The organism is Bilifractor sp. LCP19S3_H10 (assembly GCF_052119185.1).
Classification (GTDB): Bacteria; Bacillota; Clostridia; order Lachnospirales; family Lachnospiraceae; genus Bilifractor.
The window spans coordinates 55506-81173 of sequence record NZ_JBQKFT010000003.1 but is presented as its reverse complement, the minus strand read 5'-3'; the positions used below and the strand labels follow the sequence as shown (position 1 = coordinate 81173).

Sequence of the window (25668 nt, the reverse complement as noted above, 5' to 3'; positions counted from 1 at the left end):
AGACTGCGTGTGCGAATGAGTAGAAAAACCGAACATAAGAAAACAGACAGAAGGGAAAGGATGGAGCGGAAACGCCGGCTGATTGCCGGCGTGATCGCCATCATTCTGGCACTTCTGATGATTGTCACACTTGTTCTCCCGGCGATGGCTGCGGAGAATACAGACAATACAGGGGAGACGGGAGCGGACACCTTAAATGCGGTGGCCGTTTCTTCGTCTTCGGCTGAAAATCTGCAGGGAACAGAGGCGGTGACAGCTTCCTCCCCGGGAACAGCAATCCGGTCCGTTTCTTCCGGAAATGACAATTCCGGAAATGGCAATCAGAAGAAATACGGAATCTATATCGACAACATCAATGTGACAAATATGACGCGAAGTCAGATGGAAAAGGCTGTCGAGACAAGGCTCAAAGAGCTCTCGGATGATGTCATTGTTCTGCACGCAGGAGACAATCAGGTGCGGACAACGGCCGGAGCGCTCGGGCTTACATATACGAATAAAGATGTCGTCGATGAGGCATTGTCGATCGGTAAAAAGGGCAACATCTTCAAACGTTTTCTGGCGGAGAGGCAGCTTGAAAAGGACGGACCGATTGTTCTCGACCTGGATTTTGCGGTGTCCCGGTCTGATGTCAGCACGGTGCTCGCGAAAAATGCCAATGCACTGAACTGCAGCCCGCAGTCAAACGGCGTTGTCTTAAACGATGACAACACCTTTACGCTCACACCCGGGAAGGCCGGAGTAGCACTGAACAATAAGGCATCGGTTCAGAAAATCATGGACTATTTTGCCAGCGACTGGCACGGCGGTGAGGGAGGCATTACACTGGAGTACAGCACAACCGAATATGCGGACAAGTCCACAGAGCTTTCGAAGATTACAGATCTTCTGGGAAGCGCTACGACCGGTTATCAGACCGGGGATACGAACCATGATACCAATGTGAGGCTTGCTGCGGAGCATATCAACGGAACGGTATTGTATCCGGGCGAAGAGTTTTCCGCGGAGAAGGTCATCGGTCCTACCACAAAGGAATATGGATTCCTGCCGGGTGACACCTATGAAAACGGCAAAGTTGTAGAGTCTTATGGAGGAGGAGTGTGTCAGACAACGACGACGCTCTACGACGCGGTTCTGGCAGCTGAGCTCAAAGTGACGGAACGGCACAACCACTCCTATCTGGTATCATATGTCGAACCAGGATTGGATGCGTCGATTTCCGAGGGACTGATGGACTTCCGCTTTGAGAATAATACATCCGCGCCGATCTATATACAGGCGGTGACAAAAAACGGCTATCTGACCTTCAATATTTACGGTCAGGAGACAAGAGATGCTGACCGGACGATATCTTTCGAGAGCAGGACGATCAGCACGACGGATGTGGAGTCGGAATACGAGACCGACAGCTCCGAACCGTACGGAAGCATTACGGTATCCGGAGGTATACAGGGCGTCGAGGCCGAGCTCTACAAGGAAATCTACATCAACGGGCAGCTTGATTCGGAAGAACTGGTAAATCGCAGCAGCTATTCGATGATGCCGCTCACCTATACAATCGGTACAGAAAACGCTGACAGTGAGACGCTGCAGGCTATTCAGGCAGCCATCGCGACAGGTGATCTGGCAACGATACAGTCAGCGGTCGGCAATGGTTCGATTGTTGAGAGTGATGTGATCGAGAATTGAACAATGTACCTTCATTCCTACAGTATCCGGTGCAGTGCCAGAGGCCGGACTGTGGAAGTGTCAGAAATGGCCGGTCAGACTCGTTACAGGAATCGAAAGCATCGGGTACAGAAATTTTGAGGCGATAATATGAGAGTTGGAAAAATTTCAGAAGCGGTACTCAACCGGTCTGTTCTCAAGGAGATCCGCCACAGCGGATCTGATCTGACAGCCGGACCGTATGAGGGAGGAGACGCCGCCATCCTGAGAACGGGTGAGAGTACAGTGATCTCGTCATCGGTTTCTCTTGATCTTGATGCGGATCCGGTGATCCGGACAATCCTTGCGATCCATGCGGCGATAAACAATCTCGCCGCTGCGGGAGCGGCGGGCCGTGCGGTGATTCTGGACCTCATTCTCACAGAAGATACCGGGGAAGCTGTCCTGAAGAAAATCCTGCGGGCGGCGGAACAGACGGCTGAAAATCTTGGCGTAAGTATCGCCGGCGGTCATACAACGGTCAGTCGGTCCGTGAGAAGCGAGATCATTGCCGTGACGGGAATCGGTGTGCCTTCGGACAGGGAGAGCTGCTCTGTGGCTCAGTGCGCATCGTCCGCCAGGAGAGACAGCGTTGCTGCACATACAAAAGCGGATTGGTCTGCTGCGAAGGAGAGATGTTCGGAGAAATCCTGTAATGAGAAGCGCAGCTTCGACATCGTTATGACAAAATCAGCAGGAATCGCGGCATCCATGCTGCTTGCCTCAGAACAAGAGAAGATACTTTCCGGAAGATTTACCGGAGATATCATCGAGACCGCGAAAAAATTCAGAGAGGATCTCTCTGTCGTCCCGGAGGCTGAAATTGCAGGGGCAGACTGCGAGACGGTACGGATGCATGATATATCGGAGGGAGGAGTGTTCGGCGCACTCTGGGAGCTTGCGGAAGCAGAGGGCGCAGGACTGGAGATCAATCTGCGGGAGATACCGATCCGGCAGGAAAGTGTGGAAATCTGTGAGTTTTTTAATCTGAATCCATACCAGATTTATTCGGAAGGTTCTCTTCTGGTTCTTACCGGGAGGGGAGACGCATTGACGGAAGAACTTGTAAATGCCGGAATTCCAGCAAAAGTCATCGGAAGAACCACATCGGGAAGAGACAGAATCCTGCACAACCAGGGAGAAATCCGTTATCTGGACAAGCCGCAGCAGGATGAGATATACAAATTGTGGCGGGGGAAAGACTGCTGATCAAAGAAAGCTACAGCAGGATGAGATATACAAATTGTGGCGAGGGAAAGACTGCTGATCAAAGATAATCAGAGATAATCAGAAAAAACGGAGAAACCTATGGCACATTTCAATATTGTACTTCATGAACCGGAGATTCCATCGAACACCGGAAACATCGGCCGCACCTGTGCCGCCACGGGGGCAAGCCTTCACCTGATAGAGCCGCTGGGGTTCCACTTGTCGGAGAAATCTGTGAAAAGGGCGGGAATGGATTACTGGAGCAGTCTGGATGTCACCAGATACCTTGATTATGAGGACTTCATCGGACAGCATCCCGGTGCAAAAATCTACTACGCTTCCACGAAGGGACCGCGCTGCTATACAGATGTATCCTTTGAAGACGAGTGCTACATAATGTTCGGGAAGGAAAGCGCCGGCATCCCGGAGGAGATCCTGTACGATAATCAGGCAACGACAATCCGTATTCCGATGCTGGACACGATCCGTTCTCTGAATCTCGCGAACTCTGTGTCAATCGTTCTCTACGAGGCTCTCCGTCAGCACAACTTTGAGGGAATGCTGGAAGAGGGACAGCTGCGGAACTATACCTGGAGAGTCTGATGTGGCAGATCCGCCCGACTATCTGCGGACCGAAGAGGCCGGTTGCATGCAGCAGATGCGAGCGTGGTGAAGCGGAGAGGCAGCGGGCTTTAATTTCAGATGCTTTGCTGACTATATTTACAGACACTTATGCCCGCAAACGGGGCACCACAAACGCAGGCAGGGCACCACAAACCGTATAATGGCGGTTTGCTGAGTGAACCGAAGACTGTCGCGGAATCCCGGGCAATTTTTCGGAAACCGGATCAGAATTCATCGTGCTGCTGTGACGCCTGCGTGATGGTCGATGGCTCCGTCAGATCTTCAGGAGCCGGCTTCAGTGAGAAAATAAATTCTGTCCCGACTCCCTCTGTGCTGATCACGGTAATCGTCTGTTTGTGTTGATTGATAATTTCCTTTACGATCGACAGACCGAGTCCGTTTCCCTTTCTCTCGCGTCCTCTTGACGCGTCACTCTTGTAAAAACGATCCCATATCTTGTTCAGGGATGCTCTTGGTATGCCGGCGCCGTGGTCACGGACCGTGCAGAACACCTTGTCGTGCCGGATATCACTTTCCAGTTCGATGACAGAGCCGTCCCGGCTGAATTTTATCGCATTGTCAATCAGGTTGTAGAGAACCTGCTGGATTTTCTCCTGATCCGCCAGAACGGGAAGCCTTTCTCCGGTCAGTGTGATCTGGAAGGAAATCTGCCTTGGCGTGCAGATTCCCTCAAAAGAAGCAGCTGTATTTCGTATCACTTCATTGAGATCAAAAACGCTGATGTGAAGCAGATTTTTTTTCTGGTCCATGCTGTTCAGTGTCAGGATGCCGTTTGTAAGCTTTGTCAGGCGTTCGGTCTCATTCAGAACGATGCGCAGATAGCGCTCCTGCATCTCTGCGGGAATGGTGCCATCCAGGATCGCCTCGACGAATCCCTTGATCGAAGTAAGAGGAGAACGAAAATCGTGGGATACATTCGCAATGAACTGCTTCTCATATTCATCGCTTTTGCTGATTTCATCGGACATCACATTCAGAGATGCTGCGAGATGGCCCATTTCATCCTGCGCTTTCACCCGGATATTGTACTTCATATCACCTTCCGCAAATTTTTCCGTGCCGATGGTGATCTTCTTGAGCGGAAGAAGTACGGAAAAATAGAGGAGCACAAGTACAGACAGAAAGGCACAGTAGATGACTCCTGTCATAACATGCACTCTTGCGAGAATACCTTCCTTCAAGGCAACAATTTTCTTCATATCCATATGAACAGCGACATATCCGCGGATATTCAGATCAGAGGTGATCGGAATCATCACACTGAGATGGTCGGTGTCAAAATAGTGGAAGAAGGTTCCGATGCTGTAGTAGTTTGAGCCGAGCGCAACCGGATCAAATCCGTCCAGTGTCACGGGAACATAGGTATTCAGAGGTTCACTTGTATTCATGTAGACCTTGCCCTTCGGGCTGATCAGCCAGATCTGACAGCCCTGATAGAGCGAGAGTCTGGAAAGGCTGTCATAGAGAGTCTGCGTCTCGGTATTGGACGAGGGTTCGGAGATTTCATCTGTTGCAGAACGGGAGTAAGTGAGAATCGAACGGTCCTCAGCAATATTGGACGCTTCTTCATACAGATTCAGGCTTTCTTCATTCAGCACCTTTTTCTGAATCATCTCCGAGCCCGCCGTGGAGAGGAAGATAAAGATCGCAAGGCCGATGACAAGATAGAGGAAGATGAATTTGTGGATGATTTTGTGACTGCGCATGATTCCTTTTCGATTTTTTTCAATCGTTACTTTTTCAGCACTTCAAACTTGTATCCGATTCCCCAGACGGTAGAGATCGTCCAGTTCGGGTTCCCGTTGATTTTCTCCCGAAGCCTCTTGATATGGACGTCGACCGTTCTCGTATCACCGATGTATTCATAGCCCCAGATATTGTCGAGAAGCTGTTCTCTGGTGAATACCTGATTCGGTGAGGAGGCAAGAAAATACAGAAGCTCCAGTTCCTTCGGCGGCATCTCAATGTTTTCTCCGCGATACGTCACGGAGTAGTTGGTCAGGTTGATAATGAGATCCGGATATTCCACCGCCTTTGCCGGCTGCGCGACGGTTTCCGGTTCTTCCTTCGGGAGGACGGCAGTATTCTGAAAACGACGGAGAACGGCCTTTACCCGCGCGACAAGCTCCTTGGAATCAAACGGCTTGATGATATAATCATCCGCCCCGAGCTCAAGACCGAGAACCTTATCGAAAACCTCACCCTTGGCGGAGAGCATGATGATCGGTACCTTCGATTTGTGGCGGATCTCCCGGCAGACCTCATATCCGTCCATCCCGGGGAGCATCAGATCCAGAAGAATCAGGTCGGGACGGAATCTCGGAAAAGCCTTCAGGGCTGCTTCTCCATCATTTACAATTTTGCACTCAAAACATTCCTTTGTCAGATACAGGGAAATCAGTTCCGCTATATTATTATCATCATCAACGATGAGAATTTTCTGCTTTGCCGCCATGACCGGCCTCCTTCCGGATTCTTTATTTCTTGAAATTTACAATGGTAACACCGGCATCACCTTCTCCGTACTCGGCAAGGTGATAGCTTTCCACATGCTTTTGTCTGCGGAGGTAATCGTGAATGCCCTTTCTGAGCTTTCCGGTACCCTTCCCGTGGATAATCCTTACGCTGTTCAGATGCGCGATGTAAGCGTCATCCAGATACTTATCGAGCTCCGCGACCGCTTCATCAACAGTTTTTCCAAGAACATTGATTTCCGGCGAAACTGTCATGGCCTTCGACATTCTTACTTTTCCGGTGCTGGTGCGTGAAAGCTGCTTCGAAGTGATGACCGGCTCATCCACGAGCTCAAGATCGCTGATATGAACCTTTGTGCGGATGATGCCGCAGCGGACGAAGAGGTATCCCTTGCTGTCCGGATGAGAACTGACCGTTCCGTTCAGGTTCAGACTGAGAACGTGAACAGAATCTCCCAGCTGCAGATCCGATGGCTTCAGCTCTTTCTTCGGACGTTCCGCGGGTTTCAACGCAAGCTTGCTTTCCGTCTTGTTCATCTGTTTTCGGAGAGCATTTCGTTTCCGTTCCATCTCTCCGGAATTGATAGCGTTCTTGCCGAATCTGCGGAAATCCTTCATTGTCTGGTCGGCGTAGTCCTTCGCTTCCTGAAGAATACTGTGCGCGTCCTCGTTCGCCTTCCGGATGATTTTTTCCTTCTGCTGCTCAAGGTTCCGGACTCTGTTCTCGAGCTCTTTTTCCCTTTTGGCCAGCTGTTCCTTTTCGTACTGAATGGCACGCCGGTCATTCTCCATCTGGATACGATTCTGTTCCAAAGAAGTGAGAACATCCTCAAAGGATTCATCCTGTTCACTGATCTGCTGCTTTGCACTGTCAATGATGTAGTCAGGAAGACCGAGCTTCCGGGAAATCGCAAAGGCGTTTGATTTACCCGGAACACCGATCAGGAGGCGATAGGTCGGCCGGAGTGTTTCCACATTGAATTCGCAGGAAGCATTCTCAACACCCGGTGTGCTGAGCGCAAAGATCTTCAGCTCGCTGTAATGCGTCGTCGCCATGGTTCGGATCCCCTTGCCGTGAAGATAGGAGAGGATCGCGATCGCAAGCGCCGCTCCCTCGGTCGGATCTGTACCTGCACCGAGCTCGTCGAACAGCACGAGTGAATTCCGGTCCGCCTTGTCCAGAAAGCTCACGATATTTGTCATGTGAGAACTGAAGGTTGACAGAGACTGCTCAATGCTCTGCTCATCACCGATATCCGCATAGACCTCGGAAAAAACAGCAAGCTCGGAGCGGTCCAGGGCTGGTATGTGCAGACCGGACTGTCCCATCAGGGTAAGCAGCCCCACTGTTTTCAGCGATACAGTCTTTCCTCCTGTGTTTGGACCAGTCACGATCAGAAGATCAAAGTCAGTGCCGAGACGAATATCGATCGGAACGACGCGGTGCTTCTCGATCAAAGGATGTCTCGCCTTGCGCAGGGAAATCCTTCCCTCCGTGTTCAGAAGAGGCTGAGAGGCGTTCATTTCCAGAGAAAGTGCGCCTCTTGCGAAAATAAAGTCAAGCTCGGTCATGTTCTGCATGTCATACTCGAGATCCTCGATATGCCCGGCGGCCTCATTGCTCAGATTTGCCAGAATAACCTCGATTTCCTTCTTCTCTTTGATCTCAAGTTCACGAATATCATTGTTGAGCTTGACGACAGCCATCGGCTCTATGAAGAGCGTCGCGCCGGTGGAAGACTGATCATGGACCATTCCCGGGACATTTCCGCGGTTCTCGGCTTTAACCGGGAGACAGTATCTCCCGTCACGCATCGTGATCACGGCGTCCTGGAGTGAGGTCCTGAGAGGTCCGTTCATCATCTGATTCAGGGTGGAGTGGATTCTGTCACCGCAGACCTGAATCTGGCGGCGGATGTTTTTCAAGGCGGGGCTTGCGTCATCCGCAACCTCATCCTCGGAGAGAATGCATCTGCGGATCTCAGTGGAGAGCGGAGTCAGGGGTTCAAGAAGATCGAAAATCGCATCCAGAGAATCTCCTTCTGTCTCATTATTCTCATGCCGCCCGTAGGCCTTTACCCTGGCGGCATTTTCCAGAAGACCCGCTATATTTAAAAGCTCCGTCATCGAGAGCGCACTCCCGACCTCGAGACGCTTCAGAGAAGGACCGATATTTTTGGTATTTCCGAAGGAAATGCTCCCCTTGCGGAACAGACGGCTCACTGCATCCGTGGTTTCCTGCTGCATCCGTTTGATTTCATTGATGTCCGGGGACGGCTCCAGCTCCATGCATTTCCTGCGTCCGGGTCCGCTTGTGGCGTGAGAAGCCAGCTTCGTTCGTATTTTATCGTATTCCAGTACTCGTAGTGCTCGTTCGTTCATCGATCTTGTATCCTTGTATCTTAATAAATCCTTATATATTTTGTCTGATGTATGCCATTATCTGAGACAGGCAAAGCCATACCATTACTTATCATACTCTAAAAATCAGATTTTCGAAACCGTCTGAGTCAAAAATACCGTCAGAAACCGCAGGACATTCATAAAATGTTCATATGTCTTTGCTATAGTTACATCGTTATATCGAGATTCCAATGGCCGCTGACCGCAGAGGAAGCTGACACCCGGGCAGCGGATAACCGTTTTTCTTATGAGCGCACGGCGGAAGAATGCCCGCGCCCTATGGAGAAATCTTATGAAGGACAATACATTCAAGACAAATCCGGAATCGGCCGAAGAAAGGGAAAAATCCGATTCCGCTGAAATGCGCGGCCCGTCTTCTGCTGAGACTTCCGCAGAGAAAACCGATGCAGAAACGAAGAATACCTACCAGTTCATCAATCAGGTGATCCGCGAAAAACCCAGAAGCCATAAAGCACAGGTCATGCGTGTTCTCTCCGTGATCGGAATCGGAGTGGCAATCGGCGCAATTTCTGCTTTTGTACACGCTGGCATATACCCCGCGGCAAGACGAGCCTTCGGGGCAGACAAGGAGAAAATAACCATACCGGAGGATTCCGCCCCGGAAGCTCTGGCGTCTGTTTCATCGTCATCGGAGAATACTGCGCTCTCATCCTCTTCCGAAACCACCACATCTGGACCAGAAGGAACGTCGCAGTATCTCTCCCCGACAGATTCTGTCTCCACCTCGGCCGCGACAGTTTCTGTATCCGAAAATGAGTCTGCTTCAGAATCCGGTTCCGGACAGGCGGCTGTGGAGGATTCGTACGCAAACGGGACAGAGAGTGCGGCCGGATCAAATGGGATCACGCTGGAAGAATATCAGCAGCTCTATCAGGACATGCTGAAGACTGCAGATGAGGCAAAAAGATCTCTTGTAGAAGTCATCAGTGTCAACAGTCAGCTCGATTATTTCAATGAAGACTATCAGACACAGCAGCAGGTAGCCGGCATACTGATCGCCGAGACAGAGGACAACGATTACATCCTGACAGAGAGCAGTGCGGTAGAAGGCTCTGAGAATATCATGGTCAAATTCAGCGACAACTCAATGGTTCAGGCTGCACTCAGAAAGTCGGATTCCGATACGGGTCTGGCCGTACTGACAGTCGCTCCGTCTGACATAAGCGAGACCGCGAAAAGCGAGCTCGCGGCTGCTCCTCTCGGAAATTCCTATTCCGTTCACCAGGGCGATCCGGTACTTGCGCTTGGAAACCTGATGGGCTATAGTGATATCGTTGCAAACGGGATAGTAACCTCAGTCTCAAACAAGATATCTGCCGTGGATTCCGAATACAGCATCCTGACGACAGATATGGAAGGAAGCAGCTCCACGAGCGGAATCCTTGTGAATATGAAAGGTGAAATCATCGGATTGATCCCACAGAACATCGGTGACGAAGGCACTACGATCACCGCCTATGCCATCTCCGGGATCAAGGCTCTGATTCAGAGACTGTCGAACAATGAGACGACCGCGTATCTGGGCATCAAAGGAAGAGAGGTAACCGAAAGTCTGTCGCAGACCACGGGGATCCCGGTCGGTCTTCTGGTTACTGAGGTAACACAGGATTCACCGGCGATGCTTGCGGGCTTCAAGGAATATGATGTCATCACAGATATATCCGGGAAAAAGATCCGGACAGTTCAGGATCTGGAGAACGTTCTGCTAAAGCTGAAGGCAGATAACGTCATTACAGTCACTGCCATGAGACAAGGGGCTGAAGGATACGCGCAAGTTACGTTCAGCGTCACACTGGGAGAGAAATAACGGGAAGGACAGGCTTTTATGCTATATATTCAGGAACTGAATGAAGGAATGAAAATCAGCGGAATCTATCTGGTAAAATCCAGGACCTCCGCGACAACGAAAAACGGCAAAAACTATGACAACGTGATACTGATGGACAAGACCGGAACGGTTGACTGTAAGATCTGGGACCCGGATTCACCGGGCATCGATGATTTTAACGCGCTTGATTATGTGGACATCATCGGCGATGTATCGAGATACAACGGATCCCTTCAGGTTTCCCTGAAAAGAGTGCGCGTCGCGAAGGAAGGGGAGTACAAGCCGTCCGATTATCTTCCAACGAGCGACAAGAATATCGATGAGATGTTCGGCGCGCTCCTGAACTTCATCAACAAGGTAAAGAATCCCTATCTGCATCAGCTTCTGAATCATTACTTTGTCGACGATCCGGAATTCATCAGACGCTTCAAGAGCGCGTCTGCGGCGAAGACAATTCATCACGCCTTTGTCGGCGGACTTTTGCAGCACACGCTGTACGTCACAAACATGTGCTACTTCTTCACCAAATATTATCCGATCCTGAACTCCGATCTGCTGCTCACGGCCGCAATCTGTCACGATATCGGAAAAACGGTGGAGATTTCCTCGTTCCCGCAGAATGACTACACCGATGACGGTCAGCTTCTCGGACATATCATGATCGGAGCGGAGATGATTCACGACACGGCCAGAACAATTCCGGGATTCCCCGCGAAGCTGGAGTCGGATCTGAAGCACTGCATCCTGGCTCATCACGGAGAGTATGAGTATGGCTCTCCGAAAAAACCTGCACTTGCTGAGGCGCTTGCGCTGAACCTGGCAGATAACGCGGATGCAAGACTGGAGACCATGACCGAGCTCTTCAAGTCCAATGCCCAGAAGCCGATGGATGAGTGGTTCGGGTACAACCGTGTATTCGAATCCAATATCCGCAGGACAGGAGATCTGGACGAGCTGAAATAAGAGGCAGAACAGGAGCTGCAGACGGGCTGACATCCGGGAAGAGTCAGTGACCCGGGCAGGTTGACATCTGGGAAGAATCATTGACCCGGGCAGGTTGACATCCGGGAAGAGTCATTGACCCGGGCAGGCTGACATCCGGACAGGGTCGAAGACCCTGGTGAGCTGAAAGAAGAACGGGTCGGGAGATACATGTGGGATTACATCAGAAATCGGAAGGAAGTATGGGATACAGGAAAAATGAAACCGTAACGGCGGATATCATCGACATCGGGCAGGACGGTGCAGGAATCGGGCGGACAGAGGACGGGTATACCCTGTTTGTCAAGGACACTGTACCGGGAGACAGGGCGGAAGTCAGAATCATCAAGGCAAAAAAGTCTTACGGTTACGGCAGGCTTGAACATGTGCTGAAGGCCTCTCCCGACAGAGTTGAGCCTCCGTGCCCTGCAGCGCTTCGATGCGGGGGATGTCAGCTGCAGATGATGTCATATCCGGCACAGCTGGCAATGAAAGAGAATAAGGTACGGAATGATCTGAAAAGAATCGGTGGCTTTGAAAACCTCGAAATCCAGAAAATCATAGCAATGGAATCTCCGTTCCGCTATCGGAACAAGGCACAGTTTCCGGTCGGCACAGACCGCGACGGCAAACCGATAGCGGGTTTTTTTGCCGGAAGAACCCATACCATCATTCCAAATCCGGACTGTCTGCTGGGCTGTTCAGAGAACCGGGAGATTCTGAACGCGATCCTCAGCTGGATGAAGGATAACCGCATTCCGGCATATGACGAAGAAACCGGAAAGGGACTGATTCGGCATATCCTGATCCGGAAGGGATTCGCGACCGGCGAAATCATTGTGTGCCTGATGATCAATGGTGAAAAGATAACAGCCAGTCAAGATCTTGTAGAACGTCTGGAAAGAATCCCCGGAATGACCGGACTGACCTTCAGCAGCAACACGAAAAGGACAAATGTCATCATGAACGGTCCGGTGAAGCCGGTCTGGGGCCAGGAATATATCACAGATATTCTGAAATCGGGGAAATTCGGAATAAGCGTACGGTATCAGATCTCTCCCGCGTCTTTCTACCAGGTGAATCCGGTTCAGACACAGCGCATCTATGAGAAGGTGCTGGAGCTGGCAGACCTTCATGGAAATGAAACAGTCATGGATCTGTACTGCGGAATCGGAACCATATCTCTCTTTCTAGCCCGGAATGCCAGACAGGTTATCGGAGTGGAAATCGTGCCGAGAGCGATTGAGGACGCAAAAAGAAATGCTCTGCTCAACGGGATAGAGAACGCCGAATTCTATGTCGGTAAGGCGGAAGAGGTTGTGCCCAGGCTCGAAAACCAGGGAATCCGTGCGGATGTCGCAGTAGTAGATCCGCCGAGGAAGGGCTGCGATGAAAAACTCCTGGAGACGCTTGTGCGCATGAAACCGGATCGGGTTGTATATGTAAGCTGTGATCCGGCAACACTTGCAAGGGATTTGAAATTTCTGTCGGAGAACGGATTTCGGATAGAATACGTGCAGCCGTATGATCAGTTCAGCGAGACTGTTCATGTTGAGACCGTGGCTCTGCTAACAAGAACAAAATAAGAGAGGGCCGAAAAAGCCCGTGTTTAAGCCATTTCTGCGGCATCCGTCTTTCTGAGAAGAGAGGCTGGTGCCGCTTTTTCTTATAGAAAAAATGTGAAAGTTGGTCTGGCGTGACTGTGGGAAGGCTATTTTGATGAATTTTTAACTGGCGAGACTGTGGCTTTGCTATTTTCAGGGGTTGTGACTGTGGAAAGGCTATTTGAGCAGAAATAGAAAAAAGGCGATGCAGAATCATCATCTGCACCGCCTCCCATCGTGTTAATCCTCTTTGAAGAATTCACTTTCAAGCTTCTTTATCCGCTTCCGATCGGAATAGATTGTGTTGCTGGGAAGATCCAGTATTTCATGAATTTCATTCACACTATAACCTTCATCCTCGAGAAGCTTGATTTGAGCCAGTTTTTTCTGATGCTTCGCAAGAAAGTCGATAAACTCGTTGTGTAAAATATGTTCCATAGCTTCAGTGCTCGTGATGTCCTCTGTGGCAGGTTCCCAGTTACTGTTCTTCTTCAGGTCTTCGATATAGGATGTCTGATTTGTCTCCATATCCTTCCCGGCATTTGGACAGCCGGTGCAGGATGCCCTGCGGCAGATGATCGGTGTTCCATGAGCACCTTCAACACGGCACTTATGGGAACGAAGGTTACGCTTATCCTCAGACCAGTCAGGCCGCATCATCGCATTGAACAGTTCCTCAAGGACGGGTACCATGTAGCATTTGTACCGACGACTGCCTTTCCACCACATGCGGATAAGTTCTGGTACAAAACTGTGTGCTGAGGTGTCAGCAGTCTCAATATCCATCGGATACATCCGGTATCCGTCAGGAGGTACGATTTCAATGCGTCCATCCTCATAGGTCTTAACTTCTACTGTTGCATAAATTCTGTCGTTGTCATAAAAATCTACTCGTTTGACTTCGATAGCCATCTTGGCGTCCTCGTTTCTTTCCGAAACGGGGAGCCGGTGATGACAGATTCAATTTTTTCTTCATTTAGGCCACCTAAGCGGGTTACCCCGTTTCTAATTGGCGGCCAGCCGTGCATGAAGCTGAACCAAATTTGTCTTGCTGCCTGCTCCATCCGGAGATGCACTCGTCTATCCGCGGTAGGGCGCACCGAGTGGAGCAGGGAATTCCCTTGCCTTGGCCTGATCGTTAGCTGGACGATAGGACCGAAGGACTTTCGTAATCAGTTGTCGTTCTCGATATACGCATAAAGCTCTGAGAACACCTCTTCGTAGTCACCCGGATTCAGGTCGTAGATGCTTCTTGCACCATGTTCCCTGAGAATGAAGAGAACAACTTCTCTTCCGCAGATACCGGCAACCTCGTCTGCTGTGTTTTCCAGATTGATAATCCAGTCTTCGTTTGACATGCTTTTGTCTCCTTTTGTCATGGAGGCTTGCTTACCCTATGAACAATGTCCTCGTTTGCAGGTGCATCACCAAACGTTCGGGTCAGCCTTGATCAGGGGCTGTTGCTTGGCGGTATCTTTATCAGTCAAGGAAGCCTGGTTTATATTGCGTTGCTTCCTTACAATTTGAAGTTTAACGGATTGCTTACGCATAAAAAAACGAGCGTTTTTAATGCGACTATTTGGCAATAAAAACTGCTATATTTTGGGAAAATACAACATGTGTAAAGTGAAAATGCTCATTAGTGATATAATGTATTTATTCGTAACACGCATAGTTCATTCGGTATGTGCATAATAAGTAGGCATTGAAATTAAAAATGAGGATAATTGAGATGACAGCGATGGGAGCCTTCGGCAAGCACGCTGAAAAAGTGAATACTTGCTGTGCTCTAATCTATGATTGGAATCAACTCACGGGGGTTTCTGGGCTCAAGGAGAAGACCACAAAATTATCCACAGGAAGCGGTATTTATGGATTAATAAAACGGAAGAATGCTGGGTTTTATTCCTACAGATTTATAAAGCGAGGTGGCAAGTGATGACTTTATCAGAGATTGTCAGCTCGCGTTTAAAGGACCTATTTAAGGATGAAACGCAGACTGATGTTGCTGAAAAATTGAATATGACACAGGGAAATATTAGCCGGTTGGTTAATGGAGAACAGGATCCTAAATTAGATACTCTTATAAAAATTAGTCGAATTTACCATGTGTCTATTGATTGGATCCTTGGTCTTAAAAATGATAGAAATATTGATTCTATTAATACAGAGAGCATGGATTATAGCCAAGTATTCCTGATATTGGCCAAATTACAAGAAACTAAGACGATCACACCTGCACAGCCTACAGATACTGTAGTTGAAGATTTTGGGGATGAAGATGCCGATGAAGCAAGTGATTCAATAACCACTGAAGGCGCAAATTACGATTTATTAAGAATAAACGATCCTACTATTTCATTTCTTCTTCGTCGACGGATGAAATTAATCGATGTTGACCAAAGCATTTATGAGGATTGGAAAGAAAAGCATTTACCAGAGTATCAGGGCATAGGACTTCTTCACTGCGATGAAGCTTTGAAAAAATACATGATTGAAGAACGGACTGGAAATGCCGATGGTGATTGGAGTAGCAGCTTAGCTGAATATAGTAAAAAGATTAAAAATGAAGGTGGAGAACAATGAGCAATACTAATACAGCGGATGTAGGATTTGAAAAGCAATTATGGGATGCAGCGTGCATTCTTCGAGGAAACATTAATCCTTCAGAATATGAAAATGTTATCCTTGGCCTTATTTTTCTAAAATATATTTCGGATAGTTTTGAAGAGAAGTATAAAGCCTTAGTAAATGAAGGCGAAGGTTTTGAAGAAGACAGGGATGAATATACGGCGGACAATATTTTCTTTGTTCCAAAAGGCGCAAGATGGGAGGATATTGCTACTGCAGCGCATACGCCAGAGATTGGAAAAGTTATTGATGATGCGATGGTGGCAATTGAAAAAGAGAATAAATCTTTGAAGGGTATACTGCCTAAGAACTTTGCTAGACCAGAATTGGATAAACGTCGTCTTGGCGATGTAGTTGATCTCTTCACCAATATTAAGATGAGCGATCAAAGCAATGAAAAAGACTTATTAGGAAGAACGTATGAGTATTGTCTACGTAATTTTGCAGAGCAGGAAGGTAAGAATGCTGGACAATTTTATACACCATCATGCGTTGTTAGAACGATTGTTGAAATCCTTCAGCCCTTCAATGGACGTGTATATGATCCTTGCTGCGGTGCGGGCGGAATGTTTGTGCAGTCTGCAAAGTTTGTGGAAAACCATCAGGGCAATATCAATAACATCTCGGTGTTTGGACAGGAGAGTAATCCAACTACATGGAAGATGGCAAAGATGAATCTTGCTATCAGAGGAATTGATGCGAATCTCGGTGAAATTCCAGAAGATACATTTCTCAGCGACCAGCATCCAACATTAAAAGCAGATTTTATCATGGCAAATCCTCCATTTAATCTTTCGCCATGGGGAGCTGATAAGCTGACGGATGACCAGCGATGGAAGTATGGTATGCCTCCTGCGGGTAATGCAAACTATGCTTGGATGGAGCATATGATCTGGCACTTGGCACCAGGAGGCCGAATTGGTCTTGTACTGGCAAATGGAGCTCTTTCAACCACCACCTCGGGAGAAGGAGAAATCAGGAAGAAGATCATCGAGGCAGATCTAGTGGATTGTATTATTGCAATGCCAAGCCAATTGTTTTATACAACGCAGATACCTGTTTCTCTTTGGTTCTTATGTGCACCAGGCGCAAAGAAACAGAAAGGAAAAACACTGTTCATCGATGCAAGGAACATGGGAACCATGGTATCTCGTAAATTAAGAGAACTTACCGATGATGATAATTCGGACAGTCCAGAGCATGATGGCATAGGTGATATTCAGAAACTTGCAAATACTTATAAAGATTATGTTGCAGGAAAATTAGAGGATGAAAAAGGTTATTGCGCCGTTGTAACCACTGAAGATATTGCCAAACAGGATTATATCCTGACACCGGGACGCTATGTTGGTATTGAGGAACAGAAAGAAGATGAGGAACCATTCGAGGAGAAGATGGATCGCCTGACATCGGAGCTTTCCGAAATGTTCAAGAAATCTCATGAACTTGAAGATGAGATCAGGAAGAAGCTGGGGGCAATAGGATATGAAATATAAGCATTACTATATGGAAGATGCTCTTGAAGATATTATTGATTATCGCGGAAAAACGCCCCATAAAGCTACTTCAGGTATCCAGACATTAAGCGCTAAATCTGTGAAGGATGGATACATTGATTATTCAAATTGTTATTTCATCTCTTTAGAGGAATATAACCGCTTTATGGTAAGAGGGATACCAAAGACAGGAGATGTATTATTAACAACAGAGGCCCCCTTAGGAAATGTCGCAAGACTTGATAGAGAAGATGTAGCTTTAGCTCAAAGATTGTTAACTTTGAGGGGAAAGCAAGGTGTTCTTGACACTGGATTCTTATATTACTATCTACGATCTCCAATAGGACAAGCTAAGTTGAGAGAGAAGGAAACGGGAACTACAGTTACTGGAATTAAACAGTCTGAATTCAGAAGAATAGAAATTGACATTCCTAGCTATTCAGTTCAGAAAAAGATAGTCGACATACTTTGTCACTTAGATCAAAAAATGGAGTTGAATAGAAAAATAAACAAGAATTTAGAGGCCCAAGCACAAGCCTATTTCATTGATCAGTTTGTTGTAAATGCCGATCCTACTTGGCCGCAGGGGACGCTTTCTGATCTCGGAACTGTAGTCGGCGGGGGAACTCCCTCAAAGAAACATCCGGAATACTATTGTGAACATGGAATTCCGTGGATTACGCCAAAGGATTTATCTGTTGATAAGTCAAAGTTTATCTCACATGGAGAGAATGATATTTCTGACCTTGGCTTTTCAAACAGCAGTGCAACCAAAATGCCAGAAGGAACTATCCTGTTCAGTTCCAGGGCGCCAATTGGATATATAGCCATCGCATCAAACACCGTAACGACCAATCAGGGCTTCAAATCAGTCATTCCCAACACCAATATTGGCACCGCTTTTGTATATTACTTCCTTAAACAAGCGTTGCCGACCATTGAGGGTATGGCTTCAGGATCAACATTCAAGGAGATTTCTGGCTCAGGTATGAAATCTGTCCATGCCGTTATCCCTGATAATGAAACTCTGCATAAGTTTAGTGAATTCTGTAAGCCACTTTTCAAACAGCAGGCTGTTATGGAAGCTGAAAACAGAAGACTTTCTGGCATTCGAGATGCTTTACTTCCTAAGCTTATGTCCGGCGAGATCGACGTCTCCGACATCGATCTCTAAGCCACATATAAAAAATTCTTGTTTATATCTCCCACCAACGGCGGGAGAAACAAACCAACGGAACTGCCGTTGCTGTCGTTCTCTGGAAAATCAATGGAAGGAGAAACGACAACATGAAAGAAGCTATTAAAAAGGAAGTACTGCAGCGGATGCTGCCGCTTCTGGACAACGCGCAGGCAAAGACGCTGGAACAGGTGCTTGAAGCTGTGATTGGCAAGTATATAGAGGATAAACCGGATAAGGACGAAATTAGCAGTCAGGAACTGTTGCAGAAGTTTCTGGAGGCAAAACGGATCGAGGGATGTTCTGAGAAAACACTTACCTACTACCAGAACACGATCAACCGCATGCTGACACAGATTGGAAAAGAGGTGATGCACATTATGACGGAAGACTTGCGATCATATTTGACGGAGTATCAGAAACAAAATGATCTCAGCCGGGTTACGATCGACAATGTGCGTCGGATCCTGTCAAGTTTCTTCTCGTGGCTTGAAGACGAGGAGTATCTCATCAAGAGTCCGATCCGTCGAATTCACAAGGTGAAGACGACAAACAGCATCAAAGGCACATATTCCGATGAGGACTTGGAGAAGATGCGCGACAGTTGCGAAGAGAAGAGGGATCTCGCGCTTATTGATATGCTGGCTTCAACGGGAATGCGTGTCGGTGAGCTGGTACTGCTGAACCAGTCAGACATTGATTTCAATGAACGGGAATGCAAGGTCCTCGGCAAAGGCAATAAGGAGCGGATCGTGTATTTCGACGCTCGGACGAAAATACACTTGCAGGAGTACCTGAACAGTCGGAATGATGATTGCGAGGCGTTGTTCGTCACACTGAGGGCGCCACACTCTCGGCTGACTATCGGAGGTGTGGAGTCCCGGGTGCGAGAAATCGGAAATCGTTTAAATATAGATAAGGCGCATCCGCATAAATTTCGTCGGACACTTGCCACAAAGGCAATTGATAAGGGAATGCCGATTGAGCAGCTTCAGCATCTTCTCGGACATAAACGAATAGACACGACGCTTCAGTATGCGATGGTAAAGCAGAGTAACGTGAAGCAGGCGCATAAGAAATATATAGGATAACGATAGTCATGAAGATTAAAGAATTACTTTTAAAGATAATTGATAATAGGGGAAAAACACCGCCAACAACCGAAGAGGGCTATGATCTTATTGAAATTAACAGTATTGCAGGGGTATCGAAATATCCTGATTACTCACTTATAAAAAAACATGTTTCAAAAGAAACCTATTTGAATTGGTTTCGAGCTGGGCATCCACAAATCGGAGATATTCTTATACCTACTGTAGGAACATTAAATGCAATTGGGTATATGGATCGCAACGATTGTTGCATTGCGCAAAATCTCATAGCATTGCGTGTTGACCCTGAGATATGTGATTCCCAGTATTTGTATTATCTTTTATGCTGGAATAATGTACGACAAAGATTGTTGAATTTGGACATTGGGGCTGTTCAACCGAGTATAAAAGTTCCTCACTTGAAAAATCTGGAAGTTAAAGTGCCGGATTTGCGTACTCAGAAAAAGATCGGTACCTTATTGAATGTATTTGATGAGAAAATAAAGAAAAATGACGAGATAAACAAGAATTTATACGCGGCTTAGAGATCGATGTCGGAGACGTCGATCTCGCCGGACATAAGCCTTGGCAGTAGAGTGTCTCGAAGGGTTGCTAACCTATTGTTTTCGGCCCTCAGATTTCTAATTTGAGCAAAAAATGGCTGGATCACTGAATCGAAAGATTTGAGCTCAATTATATCCGGTATCAGTACCGGAACCTTGTTTAGGTTAGCTTGACTGATCTTAGGCTGTACTGCTCCTGTGACAATGAATTTTACATTGGTCAAACTGAAGAGAAGATACAGAAGCTCTACCGTAAAGCCACACTTACCGGTGATGATATGTGCGTGATTATTAACCCAGAATTTGCCTTCAACATATTGGAGGATAGGGAACCCTTTATCGTCTATGACTGTTCCGTCTTCGCCAAGAAGAAGGTAGATGCCGTCAAAAAGGTAACGATCAACATAGTCCATCACTGAGGTGGCCCCATAATAAGGATAGATCTTGTCGAGTTTTTCACGCTCACGGCTTGATAGCGGGATGCGTTTTGAATCATGAAGCTCAATTATTTCCGAAACGGTGCCAATATGCCAACCGTCAGGAATCTTTCCATAAAAAGGCGAAAGATCAATATATCTATCTTTGTAAAGAGCTTGCGCTTGCTCAAGTAAATTCTTGTTTATAATTATAGTGAACGTAACAGAGAGGTGTGTGAAATCACATGGATGAATCATTTAAAGAAGCCAATTATGAAAACTCAATAATCGAGCTTTTTGAGGGGATGGGTTATACCCATGTTTATGGCCCTGATGTGGAGCGTGATTTTCATGAGCCTCTCATGCTTGATCAATTGAGATCTGCATTGCAGACGATTAACAGTTCATTGCCCGATGTAGCACTCGAGGAAGCTCTCTACAAGCTCAGAAACTATGAAGCTGGTTCACTTGTTTCCAAGAATGAAACGTTCATGGACTATCTGCAAAATGGTATAGAAGTATCCTATCAGCAGGATGGAGAAACAAAATCTACTATTGTATATCTTGTTGACTATGCTCGTCCTTCTGTGAACAGTTTTATTGTTGCAAATCAGTGGTCTATTGAAGAATTTGAGTTGAAGCGGCCGGATATTATAATTTTTCTTAATGGTATCCCAGTTGTCGTAATGGAATTGAAATCTCCGAAAGCAGACGAGGTTACGATTCAAAACGCGTACAATCAGCTTCAAAATTATCAGAAATCTATTGAGAGCCTTTTCATTTATAACGCTTTCTGTGTTATAAGCGATCAAACCGAGACAAGGGCAGGAACCATCACTGCTGATTTTGAACGGTTCATGGAGTGGAAGACAGTAGATGGAAATTATGAGAACACCAGATACGCTGATTTCACAACGCTCTTCAATGGCATGTTTGAGAAACGACGCTTCCTAGATATCCTGCAGAACTTTATTTGCTTTTCAAAAGACAATGGAAAAGACGCAAAGATTCTTGCTGCTTACCACCAGTACTTTGCTGTAAGAAAGGCAGTCGAGTCCACGCTTAAAGCAAGTGAAAAGGGCGGAGATGGACGTGGTGGTGTCTTCTGGCATACCCAGGGAAGCGGAAAATCTTTGTCTATGGTTTTCTATGCACATTTACTGCAACAAGTGATGAATAGTCCGACGCTGGTTGTAATTACAGACCGAAACGATCTGGATGACCAGCTCTATTCTCAATTTGCTAAGTGCAAAGATTTCTTACGCCAGACACCGGTACATGCCGATAAGAGAAAGCTGTCTCAGGATGAACTCAATCGTGGAACGAGGTTGATCGGTTTAATGAATTGGCTGGATGGTCGGGAGGCCAATGGAATTATTTTCTCAACGATGCAAAAGTTTGAGGAATCTGATGAACCGCTTTCCAAGCGTCATAACATTGTCGTAATGGCTGATGAAGCACATCGCAGTCAGTATGGACTTGGTGATAAGTTAACGAAAGAAGGAAAGCTTACAATTGGAAATGCTCGTCGTGTAAGAGATGCTCTTCCGAATGCGACGTACATTGGTTTTACTGGGACACCTATTGCTTTGGACGACCGGAATACAGTAGAGGTGTTCGGAAACTATATTGATATTTATGATATGACACAGGCAGTCGAGGATGGCGCTACGGTTCCGATCTATTATGAGAGTCGCGTCATCAAATTGAATCTTGATCAGAATGTGTTGGATTTGATCGATAAAAAGTATGGAGAACTTGCGGAAGAAGCTGAACCGGGGGCAATTGAAAAGAGTAAGCATGAACTTAGTAAACTTGAGGTACTACTAGATAGACCTGAGGTCATTCATTCACTTGTATCTGATATCATCGACCATTATGAAAATAATCGTCAATATATCCAGACAGGCAAGGCGATGATTGTTGGTCTTTCTCGGAAGATTGCTATCGATATTTATTATGAGATTCTGAAAGAAAGACCATCATGGGATAAGAAAATTGCTGTCATCATGACTGGAAGTAATCAGGATCCTCCAGAGTGGAAGGATCTAATCGGCAACAAACAGCATAAAGAGGATCTGGCCAGAGAGTTTAAAGATAATAATAGTGAACTGAAAATAGCCATTGTCGTGGATATGTGGTTGACCGGTTTTGATGTGCCTTCTATGTCAACGATGTACGTGTTCAAACCGATGAAGGGACATAATTTGATGCAGGCAATTGCCCGGGTCAATCGAGTTTATAAGGACAAGGCAGGCGGTCTGATCGTTGATTATATTGGAATTGCATCTGCACTGAAAAAAGCGATGCATGATTATACAAAGCGGGACCAGAAGAATTATGGCGACATGGATGTAGCCACGACCGCATATAAGAAGTTTCAGGAGAAACTGATTGTTTGCAAGGAGCAGCTGTATGGATTCGATTTCAATGAGTTCCTAACAACGGAAAGCGACCTGACAAGAGCAAAGCTTATCAGAGATGGCGTTAACTTCCTCCTGGATCCTTCACGAGAAGAGAAGAAGAAAAATTTTCTGACTGAATCTTATTTGATGCGACAGGCGTTCTCCCTTTCTAAGAGCCTTGCAACAGTAGACGAGCGTAAAGAAGAAGCATTTTTTGATACGATTCGTTCAGTGATCAATAAGATCGGTGGTAAAGGTAAACTCAGAGTTTCAGATATTAATAAACAGATCAGCGAGCTTTTACAGCAGACTGTACACAGTGATGGAGTCATCAATCTGTTCTCTGATGTTGATAAAGAATTCAATATTTTTGATACAGCATTCATGTCTGAAATATCGAAAATGCCAGAGAAAAATACAGCGGTTGAATTGCTGAAGAAATTGATCGCAGAACAGGTTCACATTTATCAGCGTACCAATCTCGTGAAATCTCAACAGTATTCTGATCTCTTGAGCAGAACTATGAATTCTTATCTGAACGGCATGCTCACAAATGAGGAAGTGATTGATGAGCTGTTAAAGATGGCCAAAGATATGGCCAATGCAAATAGCGAAAAGAATGATCTCGGACTTAGCGATGAGGAGATGGCATTCTATGATGCGCTCACTAAACCTGAGGCAGTAAAGGATTTCTATACGAACGATCAGTTGGTTGGCATTACAAAAGAGTTGACTGAACAGTTGAGAAAGTCGAGAACCATTGATTGGGAAAAGAAAGAATCAGCAAGAGCCGGAATGCGGAGAATGATTAAACGTCTGCTTAAAAAGTATAAATATCCGCCAGATGGATATGATGAAGCGCTCCAGACAGTTCTGAAGCAGTGTGAGATGTGGACAGACAATTATGAGGAAAGTGAAGGATATTAATTTTTATGGACGCCGGTAAGGGAAACATATACACAATTATGAATGGGTCAAAGCAGTTCATTATTCCGGTTTATCAACGGCTGTATAGCTGGGATATTGATCAGTGCTCTACACTTTGGAACGATATCGTTTCTTTGGAAAAAGAAGGGAAGAAAGCACACTTTGTAGGATCCATTGTCAATATTGCCGAGACAGCAATGCCTACCGGTGTCCAGCGTTTTATGATCATCGATGGTCAGCAGAGATTAACTACTCTGACTCTGATGATGATTGCTCTCCGGAATTATGTGGAAAAACATCCGGACGAGACGAATTTAAAAGCAAGTAAGATTGTTCATGTATTTCTGAAGAACGAAGATGAGTCTGGTGAGGATCAGTATAAGTTACTTCTTACTCAAGCCGATAAAGAAACGCTTATCTCACTTATTGAAAATAAGCCGATGCCAGAAAAGCATTCGATCCGTATTAAGGAGAACTACGATTATTTCGTTCATCAGATAGAATCATTGTTGATCAAACCAGATCAGGTCTATGATTCCATTGGCAGGCTTCAGATCGTCAACATTACACTCGATCGAGATGCCGATGATCCGCAGGCTATTTTTGAAAGTTTAAATTCAACTGGGAAGGAACTTTCGCAATCAGATCTGATACGAAATAATGTCTTAATGGGACTGGATGCTAAGACGCAGAATGCTGTGTATTCAAACATCTGGAGACCTATGGAGCTGCTTTTTACATCTGATAGCCAAGCGACCATGGATGGTTTCTTCAGAGATTACCTTACCATGAAAGAACTGCGTATTCCGCGCATGCGGAATGTGTATGACGAGTTCAAGATCTATCGTCGTGATAATGCAGATGGCTTCAATTCTACACAGGAGCTTTGTAGGGATCTATATAAATATGCTCGTTACTATACTGACTTAGTTTACGGGAAGTCAGATGACAGCGAAATTCAGGCGCTTTATTGTGATGCAAAAGAAATGAGAATGGATGTTGCATATCCATTTTTGCTTCGTGCTCATAATTACTGGGATAGCGGAATTATTACTCGTGATGACTATGTTGAAATTCTGAGAATATGTATTACCTATGTTCTAAGAAGAAATATTTGCAACATACCAACAAATTCATTAAATAAAACGTTTGCTACCACGCTGCCAAATTCACTGAAATCGGATGATCTTATGAATTCCATCCGAGCGTTCTTTGTTCTCTCGGATTCTTACAAGAGAATGCCGACGGATGAAGAATTCAGGCGGGAATTCAAAACGCGTGATATTTACCACATGCATGTTCGCAATTATATATTCCGGAGCCTTGAGGATTACAACAATAAGGCTCCGATTTCGATGAAGAATTATTCGATTGAGCACATAATGCCGCAGAACGAGAATCTTTCACCAGAGTGGCGAGCTGATCTAGGCACAAACTGGAAAGAAGTACATGAGAAATATCTGCATACAATCGGAAACCTTACACTTACAGCCTACAATCCGGAAATGAGTGACAACTCCTTCATGTATAAGATGAATCTTGAAGGCGGATTTAAGCAAAGTGCTCTGCGACTTAATTCTTATGTTGTGCAGCAAACAACATGGAATGAAGACAAGATCCGGGAGCGGGCAGAAAAGCTGGCAAATTTGGCGGTTGAAATCTGGAAGTATCCCCAGATATCTGGTGATGCCCTTGCGCCTTATAAAGCTCCTCAGAAAAAAGCGGCGATATATACGATTTCCAATTATGATCTGAATGCTTTTAACCAGATGTTGTATGAGCAGCTTAACAGGCAGATTCTAAATATTTCCGCTGATGTTTCTCGAGAATTTAAAAAGATGTACATTGCATATAAGCTCGATACTAATTTCGTCGACGTAGTTGTCGGAAAGAGCTATTTGCAGTTGTATATTAACCTCAACTTTGATGAAGTGAATGATCCAAAAGAACAATGTGAAAACGTGACTCAGACCGGCCATCATGGAAATGGTAATGTAGCGCTTCGTATAGATCATGTCGATGAGATCGACTATGCCATGAATATTATTCAGCAGGCTTATGATAAACAGGCAAATTCATAGTACATCGGA

General features: G+C 46.2%; 20 protein-coding genes. 14 read left to right on the top strand and 6 right to left on the bottom strand.

Annotated elements, in window-relative coordinates; translation table 11 throughout:
* Positions 1-15: 15 nt before the first annotated feature.
* The 3 genes from ACTQZS_RS03590 to ACTQZS_RS03580 all read left to right on the top strand — a co-directional run bounded on the left by ACTQZS_RS03590 (position 16) and on the right by ACTQZS_RS03580 (position 3519).
* Positions 16-1689, top strand: a complete 1674-nt coding sequence (locus tag ACTQZS_RS03590; RefSeq protein WP_441474626.1) for a VanW family protein — start codon at positions 16-18, stop codon at positions 1687-1689.
* 129 nt (positions 1690-1818) lie between these two features.
* Positions 1819-2916 (top strand): AIR synthase-related protein, encoded by a 1098-nt coding sequence (locus ACTQZS_RS03585; protein WP_441474625.1) that lies wholly within the window; start codon positions 1819-1821, stop codon positions 2914-2916.
* A gap of 99 nt (positions 2917-3015) precedes the next feature.
* Positions 3016-3519: a tRNA (cytidine(34)-2'-O)-methyltransferase gene (locus ACTQZS_RS03580; protein ID WP_441474624.1), complete on the top strand. Its 504-nt coding sequence runs from the start codon at positions 3016-3018 to the stop codon at positions 3517-3519.
* A 245-nt stretch (positions 3520-3764) separates the two neighbouring features.
* Here ACTQZS_RS03580 and ACTQZS_RS03575 read toward each other — a convergent pair whose 3' ends face one another.
* The 3 genes from ACTQZS_RS03575 to ACTQZS_RS03565 are packed head-to-tail and all read right to left on the bottom strand — an operon-like array spanning position 3765 to position 8417.
* On the bottom strand, positions 3765-5267 hold the full coding sequence (locus ACTQZS_RS03575) for a sensor histidine kinase (RefSeq protein WP_441474623.1): 1503 nt from the start codon (positions 5265-5267) through the stop codon (positions 3765-3767).
* A 26-nt stretch (positions 5268-5293) separates the two neighbouring features.
* Complete coding sequence (locus ACTQZS_RS03570; RefSeq protein WP_441099566.1) at positions 5294-6016, bottom strand: response regulator; 723 nt, start codon at positions 6014-6016, stop codon at positions 5294-5296.
* A 22-nt stretch (positions 6017-6038) separates the two neighbouring features.
* Positions 6039-8417, bottom strand: coding sequence for an endonuclease MutS2 (locus tag ACTQZS_RS03565; protein WP_441474622.1), 2379 nt, complete (start codon positions 8415-8417; stop codon positions 6039-6041).
* Positions 8418-8730: 313 nt separating this feature from the next.
* On the opposite strand from ACTQZS_RS03565, the gene ACTQZS_RS03560 reads away from it, so the two are divergent.
* The 3 genes from ACTQZS_RS03560 (at position 8731) to rlmD (ending at position 12854) form a co-directional block, all read left to right on the top strand.
* Complete coding sequence (locus ACTQZS_RS03560; protein ID WP_441474621.1) at positions 8731-10266, top strand: S1C family serine protease; 1536 nt, start codon at positions 8731-8733, stop codon at positions 10264-10266.
* 18 nt (positions 10267-10284) lie between these two features.
* Positions 10285-11250 carry a 3'-5' exoribonuclease YhaM family protein gene (locus ACTQZS_RS03555; RefSeq protein ID WP_441474620.1) on the top strand — a complete coding sequence of 322 codons (966 nt, stop codon included), beginning with the start codon at positions 10285-10287 and terminating at the stop codon, positions 11248-11250.
* Positions 11251-11471: 221 nt separating this feature from the next.
* Positions 11472-12854 carry a 23S rRNA (uracil(1939)-C(5))-methyltransferase RlmD gene (gene rlmD, locus ACTQZS_RS03550; protein WP_441474619.1) on the top strand — a complete coding sequence of 461 codons (1383 nt, stop codon included), beginning with the start codon at positions 11472-11474 and terminating at the stop codon, positions 12852-12854.
* A 258-nt stretch (positions 12855-13112) separates the two neighbouring features.
* Here the strand turns inward: rlmD and ACTQZS_RS03545 are convergent, their stop codons facing one another.
* Together ACTQZS_RS03545 and ACTQZS_RS03540 are read right to left on the bottom strand one after the other, a co-directional pair.
* Entirely contained in the window at positions 13113-13784 is a 672-nt protein-coding gene (locus ACTQZS_RS03545; protein ID WP_441474618.1) for a hypothetical protein, read from the bottom strand.
* A 260-nt stretch (positions 13785-14044) separates the two neighbouring features.
* Complete coding sequence (locus ACTQZS_RS03540; RefSeq protein ID WP_441474617.1) at positions 14045-14230, bottom strand: hypothetical protein; 186 nt, start codon at positions 14228-14230, stop codon at positions 14045-14047.
* A gap of 374 nt (positions 14231-14604) precedes the next feature.
* On the opposite strand from ACTQZS_RS03540, the gene ACTQZS_RS03535 reads away from it, so the two are divergent.
* The 6 genes from ACTQZS_RS03535 to ACTQZS_RS03510 all read left to right on the top strand — a co-directional run bounded on the left by ACTQZS_RS03535 (position 14605) and on the right by ACTQZS_RS03510 (position 19812).
* Entirely contained in the window at positions 14605-14811 is a 207-nt protein-coding gene (locus ACTQZS_RS03535) for a hypothetical protein (RefSeq protein ID WP_441474616.1), read from the top strand.
* On the top strand, positions 14811-15458 hold the full coding sequence (locus ACTQZS_RS03530) for a helix-turn-helix domain-containing protein (protein WP_441474615.1): 648 nt from the start codon (positions 14811-14813) through the stop codon (positions 15456-15458). Before ACTQZS_RS03535 ends, ACTQZS_RS03530 begins: the two co-directional genes overlap by 1 nt.
* Positions 15455-16999 carry an N-6 DNA methylase gene (locus tag ACTQZS_RS03525; protein WP_441474614.1) on the top strand — a complete coding sequence of 515 codons (1545 nt, stop codon included), beginning with the start codon at positions 15455-15457 and terminating at the stop codon, positions 16997-16999. Before ACTQZS_RS03530 ends, ACTQZS_RS03525 begins: the two co-directional genes overlap by 4 nt.
* Positions 16989-18173: a restriction endonuclease subunit S gene (locus ACTQZS_RS03520; RefSeq protein ID WP_441474613.1), complete on the top strand. Its 1185-nt coding sequence runs from the start codon at positions 16989-16991 to the stop codon at positions 18171-18173. The genes ACTQZS_RS03525 and ACTQZS_RS03520 overlap by 11 nt, the downstream gene beginning before the upstream one ends.
* Positions 18174-18286: 113 nt before the next feature.
* Entirely contained in the window at positions 18287-19267 is a 981-nt protein-coding gene (gene xerA, locus ACTQZS_RS03515; protein ID WP_441474612.1) for a site-specific tyrosine recombinase/integron integrase, read from the top strand.
* An 8-nt stretch (positions 19268-19275) separates the two neighbouring features.
* Complete coding sequence (locus ACTQZS_RS03510) at positions 19276-19812, top strand: restriction endonuclease subunit S (RefSeq protein ID WP_441474611.1); 537 nt, start codon at positions 19276-19278, stop codon at positions 19810-19812.
* On the opposite strand, the gene ACTQZS_RS03505 is transcribed toward ACTQZS_RS03510, so the two are convergent.
* Complete coding sequence (locus tag ACTQZS_RS03505) at positions 19809-20504, bottom strand: restriction endonuclease subunit S (RefSeq protein ID WP_441474610.1); 696 nt, start codon at positions 20502-20504, stop codon at positions 19809-19811. The two genes, ACTQZS_RS03510 and ACTQZS_RS03505, sit on opposite strands and share 4 nt — an antisense overlap.
* Between ACTQZS_RS03505 and ACTQZS_RS03500 the strand changes: the two genes are divergently transcribed.
* Both ACTQZS_RS03500 and ACTQZS_RS03495 read left to right on the top strand, forming a co-directional pair.
* Positions 20492-23578, top strand: coding sequence for a type I restriction endonuclease subunit R (locus ACTQZS_RS03500; RefSeq protein WP_441474609.1), 3087 nt, complete (start codon positions 20492-20494; stop codon positions 23576-23578). The two genes, ACTQZS_RS03505 and ACTQZS_RS03500, sit on opposite strands and share 13 nt — an antisense overlap.
* Before the next feature lie 5 nt (positions 23579-23583).
* On the top strand, positions 23584-25659 hold the full coding sequence (locus ACTQZS_RS03495) for a GmrSD restriction endonuclease domain-containing protein (RefSeq protein WP_441474608.1): 2076 nt from the start codon (positions 23584-23586) through the stop codon (positions 25657-25659).
* Positions 25660-25668: the final 9 nt, after the last annotated feature.

Excerpts from the sequence above, each read along its gene's own strand:
- ACTQZS_RS03590 (WP_441474626.1), top strand. The coding sequence starts at position 16 with ATGAGTAGAAAAACCGAACATAAGAAAACAGACAGAAGGGAAAGGATG.
- ACTQZS_RS03585 (WP_441474625.1), top strand. The coding sequence starts at position 1,819 with ATGAGAGTTGGAAAAATTTCAGAAGCGGTACTCAACCGGTCTGTTCTC.
- ACTQZS_RS03580 (WP_441474624.1), top strand. The coding sequence starts at position 3,016 with ATGGCACATTTCAATATTGTACTTCATGAACCGGAGATTCCATCGAAC.
- ACTQZS_RS03575 (WP_441474623.1), bottom strand. The coding sequence starts at position 5,267 with ATGCGCAGTCACAAAATCATCCACAAATTCATCTTCCTCTATCTTGTC.
- ACTQZS_RS03570 (WP_441099566.1), bottom strand. The coding sequence starts at position 6,016 with ATGGCGGCAAAGCAGAAAATTCTCATCGTTGATGATGATAATAATATA.
- ACTQZS_RS03565 (WP_441474622.1), bottom strand. The coding sequence starts at position 8,417 with ATGAACGAACGAGCACTACGAGTACTGGAATACGATAAAATACGAACG.
- ACTQZS_RS03560 (WP_441474621.1), top strand. The coding sequence starts at position 8,731 with ATGAAGGACAATACATTCAAGACAAATCCGGAATCGGCCGAAGAAAGG.
- ACTQZS_RS03555 (WP_441474620.1), top strand. The coding sequence starts at position 10,285 with ATGCTATATATTCAGGAACTGAATGAAGGAATGAAAATCAGCGGAATC.
- rlmD (WP_441474619.1), top strand. The coding sequence starts at position 11,472 with ATGGGATACAGGAAAAATGAAACCGTAACGGCGGATATCATCGACATC.
- ACTQZS_RS03545 (WP_441474618.1), bottom strand. The coding sequence starts at position 13,784 with ATGGCTATCGAAGTCAAACGAGTAGATTTTTATGACAACGACAGAATT.
- ACTQZS_RS03540 (WP_441474617.1), bottom strand. The coding sequence starts at position 14,230 with ATGTCAAACGAAGACTGGATTATCAATCTGGAAAACACAGCAGACGAG.
- ACTQZS_RS03535 (WP_441474616.1), top strand. The coding sequence starts at position 14,605 with ATGACAGCGATGGGAGCCTTCGGCAAGCACGCTGAAAAAGTGAATACT.
- ACTQZS_RS03530 (WP_441474615.1), top strand. The coding sequence starts at position 14,811 with ATGACTTTATCAGAGATTGTCAGCTCGCGTTTAAAGGACCTATTTAAG.
- ACTQZS_RS03525 (WP_441474614.1), top strand. The coding sequence starts at position 15,455 with ATGAGCAATACTAATACAGCGGATGTAGGATTTGAAAAGCAATTATGG.
- ACTQZS_RS03520 (WP_441474613.1), top strand. The coding sequence starts at position 16,989 with ATGAAATATAAGCATTACTATATGGAAGATGCTCTTGAAGATATTATT.
- xerA (WP_441474612.1), top strand. The coding sequence starts at position 18,287 with ATGAAAGAAGCTATTAAAAAGGAAGTACTGCAGCGGATGCTGCCGCTT.
- ACTQZS_RS03510 (WP_441474611.1), top strand. The coding sequence starts at position 19,276 with ATGAAGATTAAAGAATTACTTTTAAAGATAATTGATAATAGGGGAAAA.
- ACTQZS_RS03500 (WP_441474609.1), top strand. The coding sequence starts at position 20,492 with ATGGATGAATCATTTAAAGAAGCCAATTATGAAAACTCAATAATCGAG.
- ACTQZS_RS03505 (WP_441474610.1), bottom strand. The coding sequence starts at position 20,504 with ATGATTCATCCATGTGATTTCACACACCTCTCTGTTACGTTCACTATA.
- ACTQZS_RS03495 (WP_441474608.1), top strand. The coding sequence starts at position 23,584 with ATGGACGCCGGTAAGGGAAACATATACACAATTATGAATGGGTCAAAG.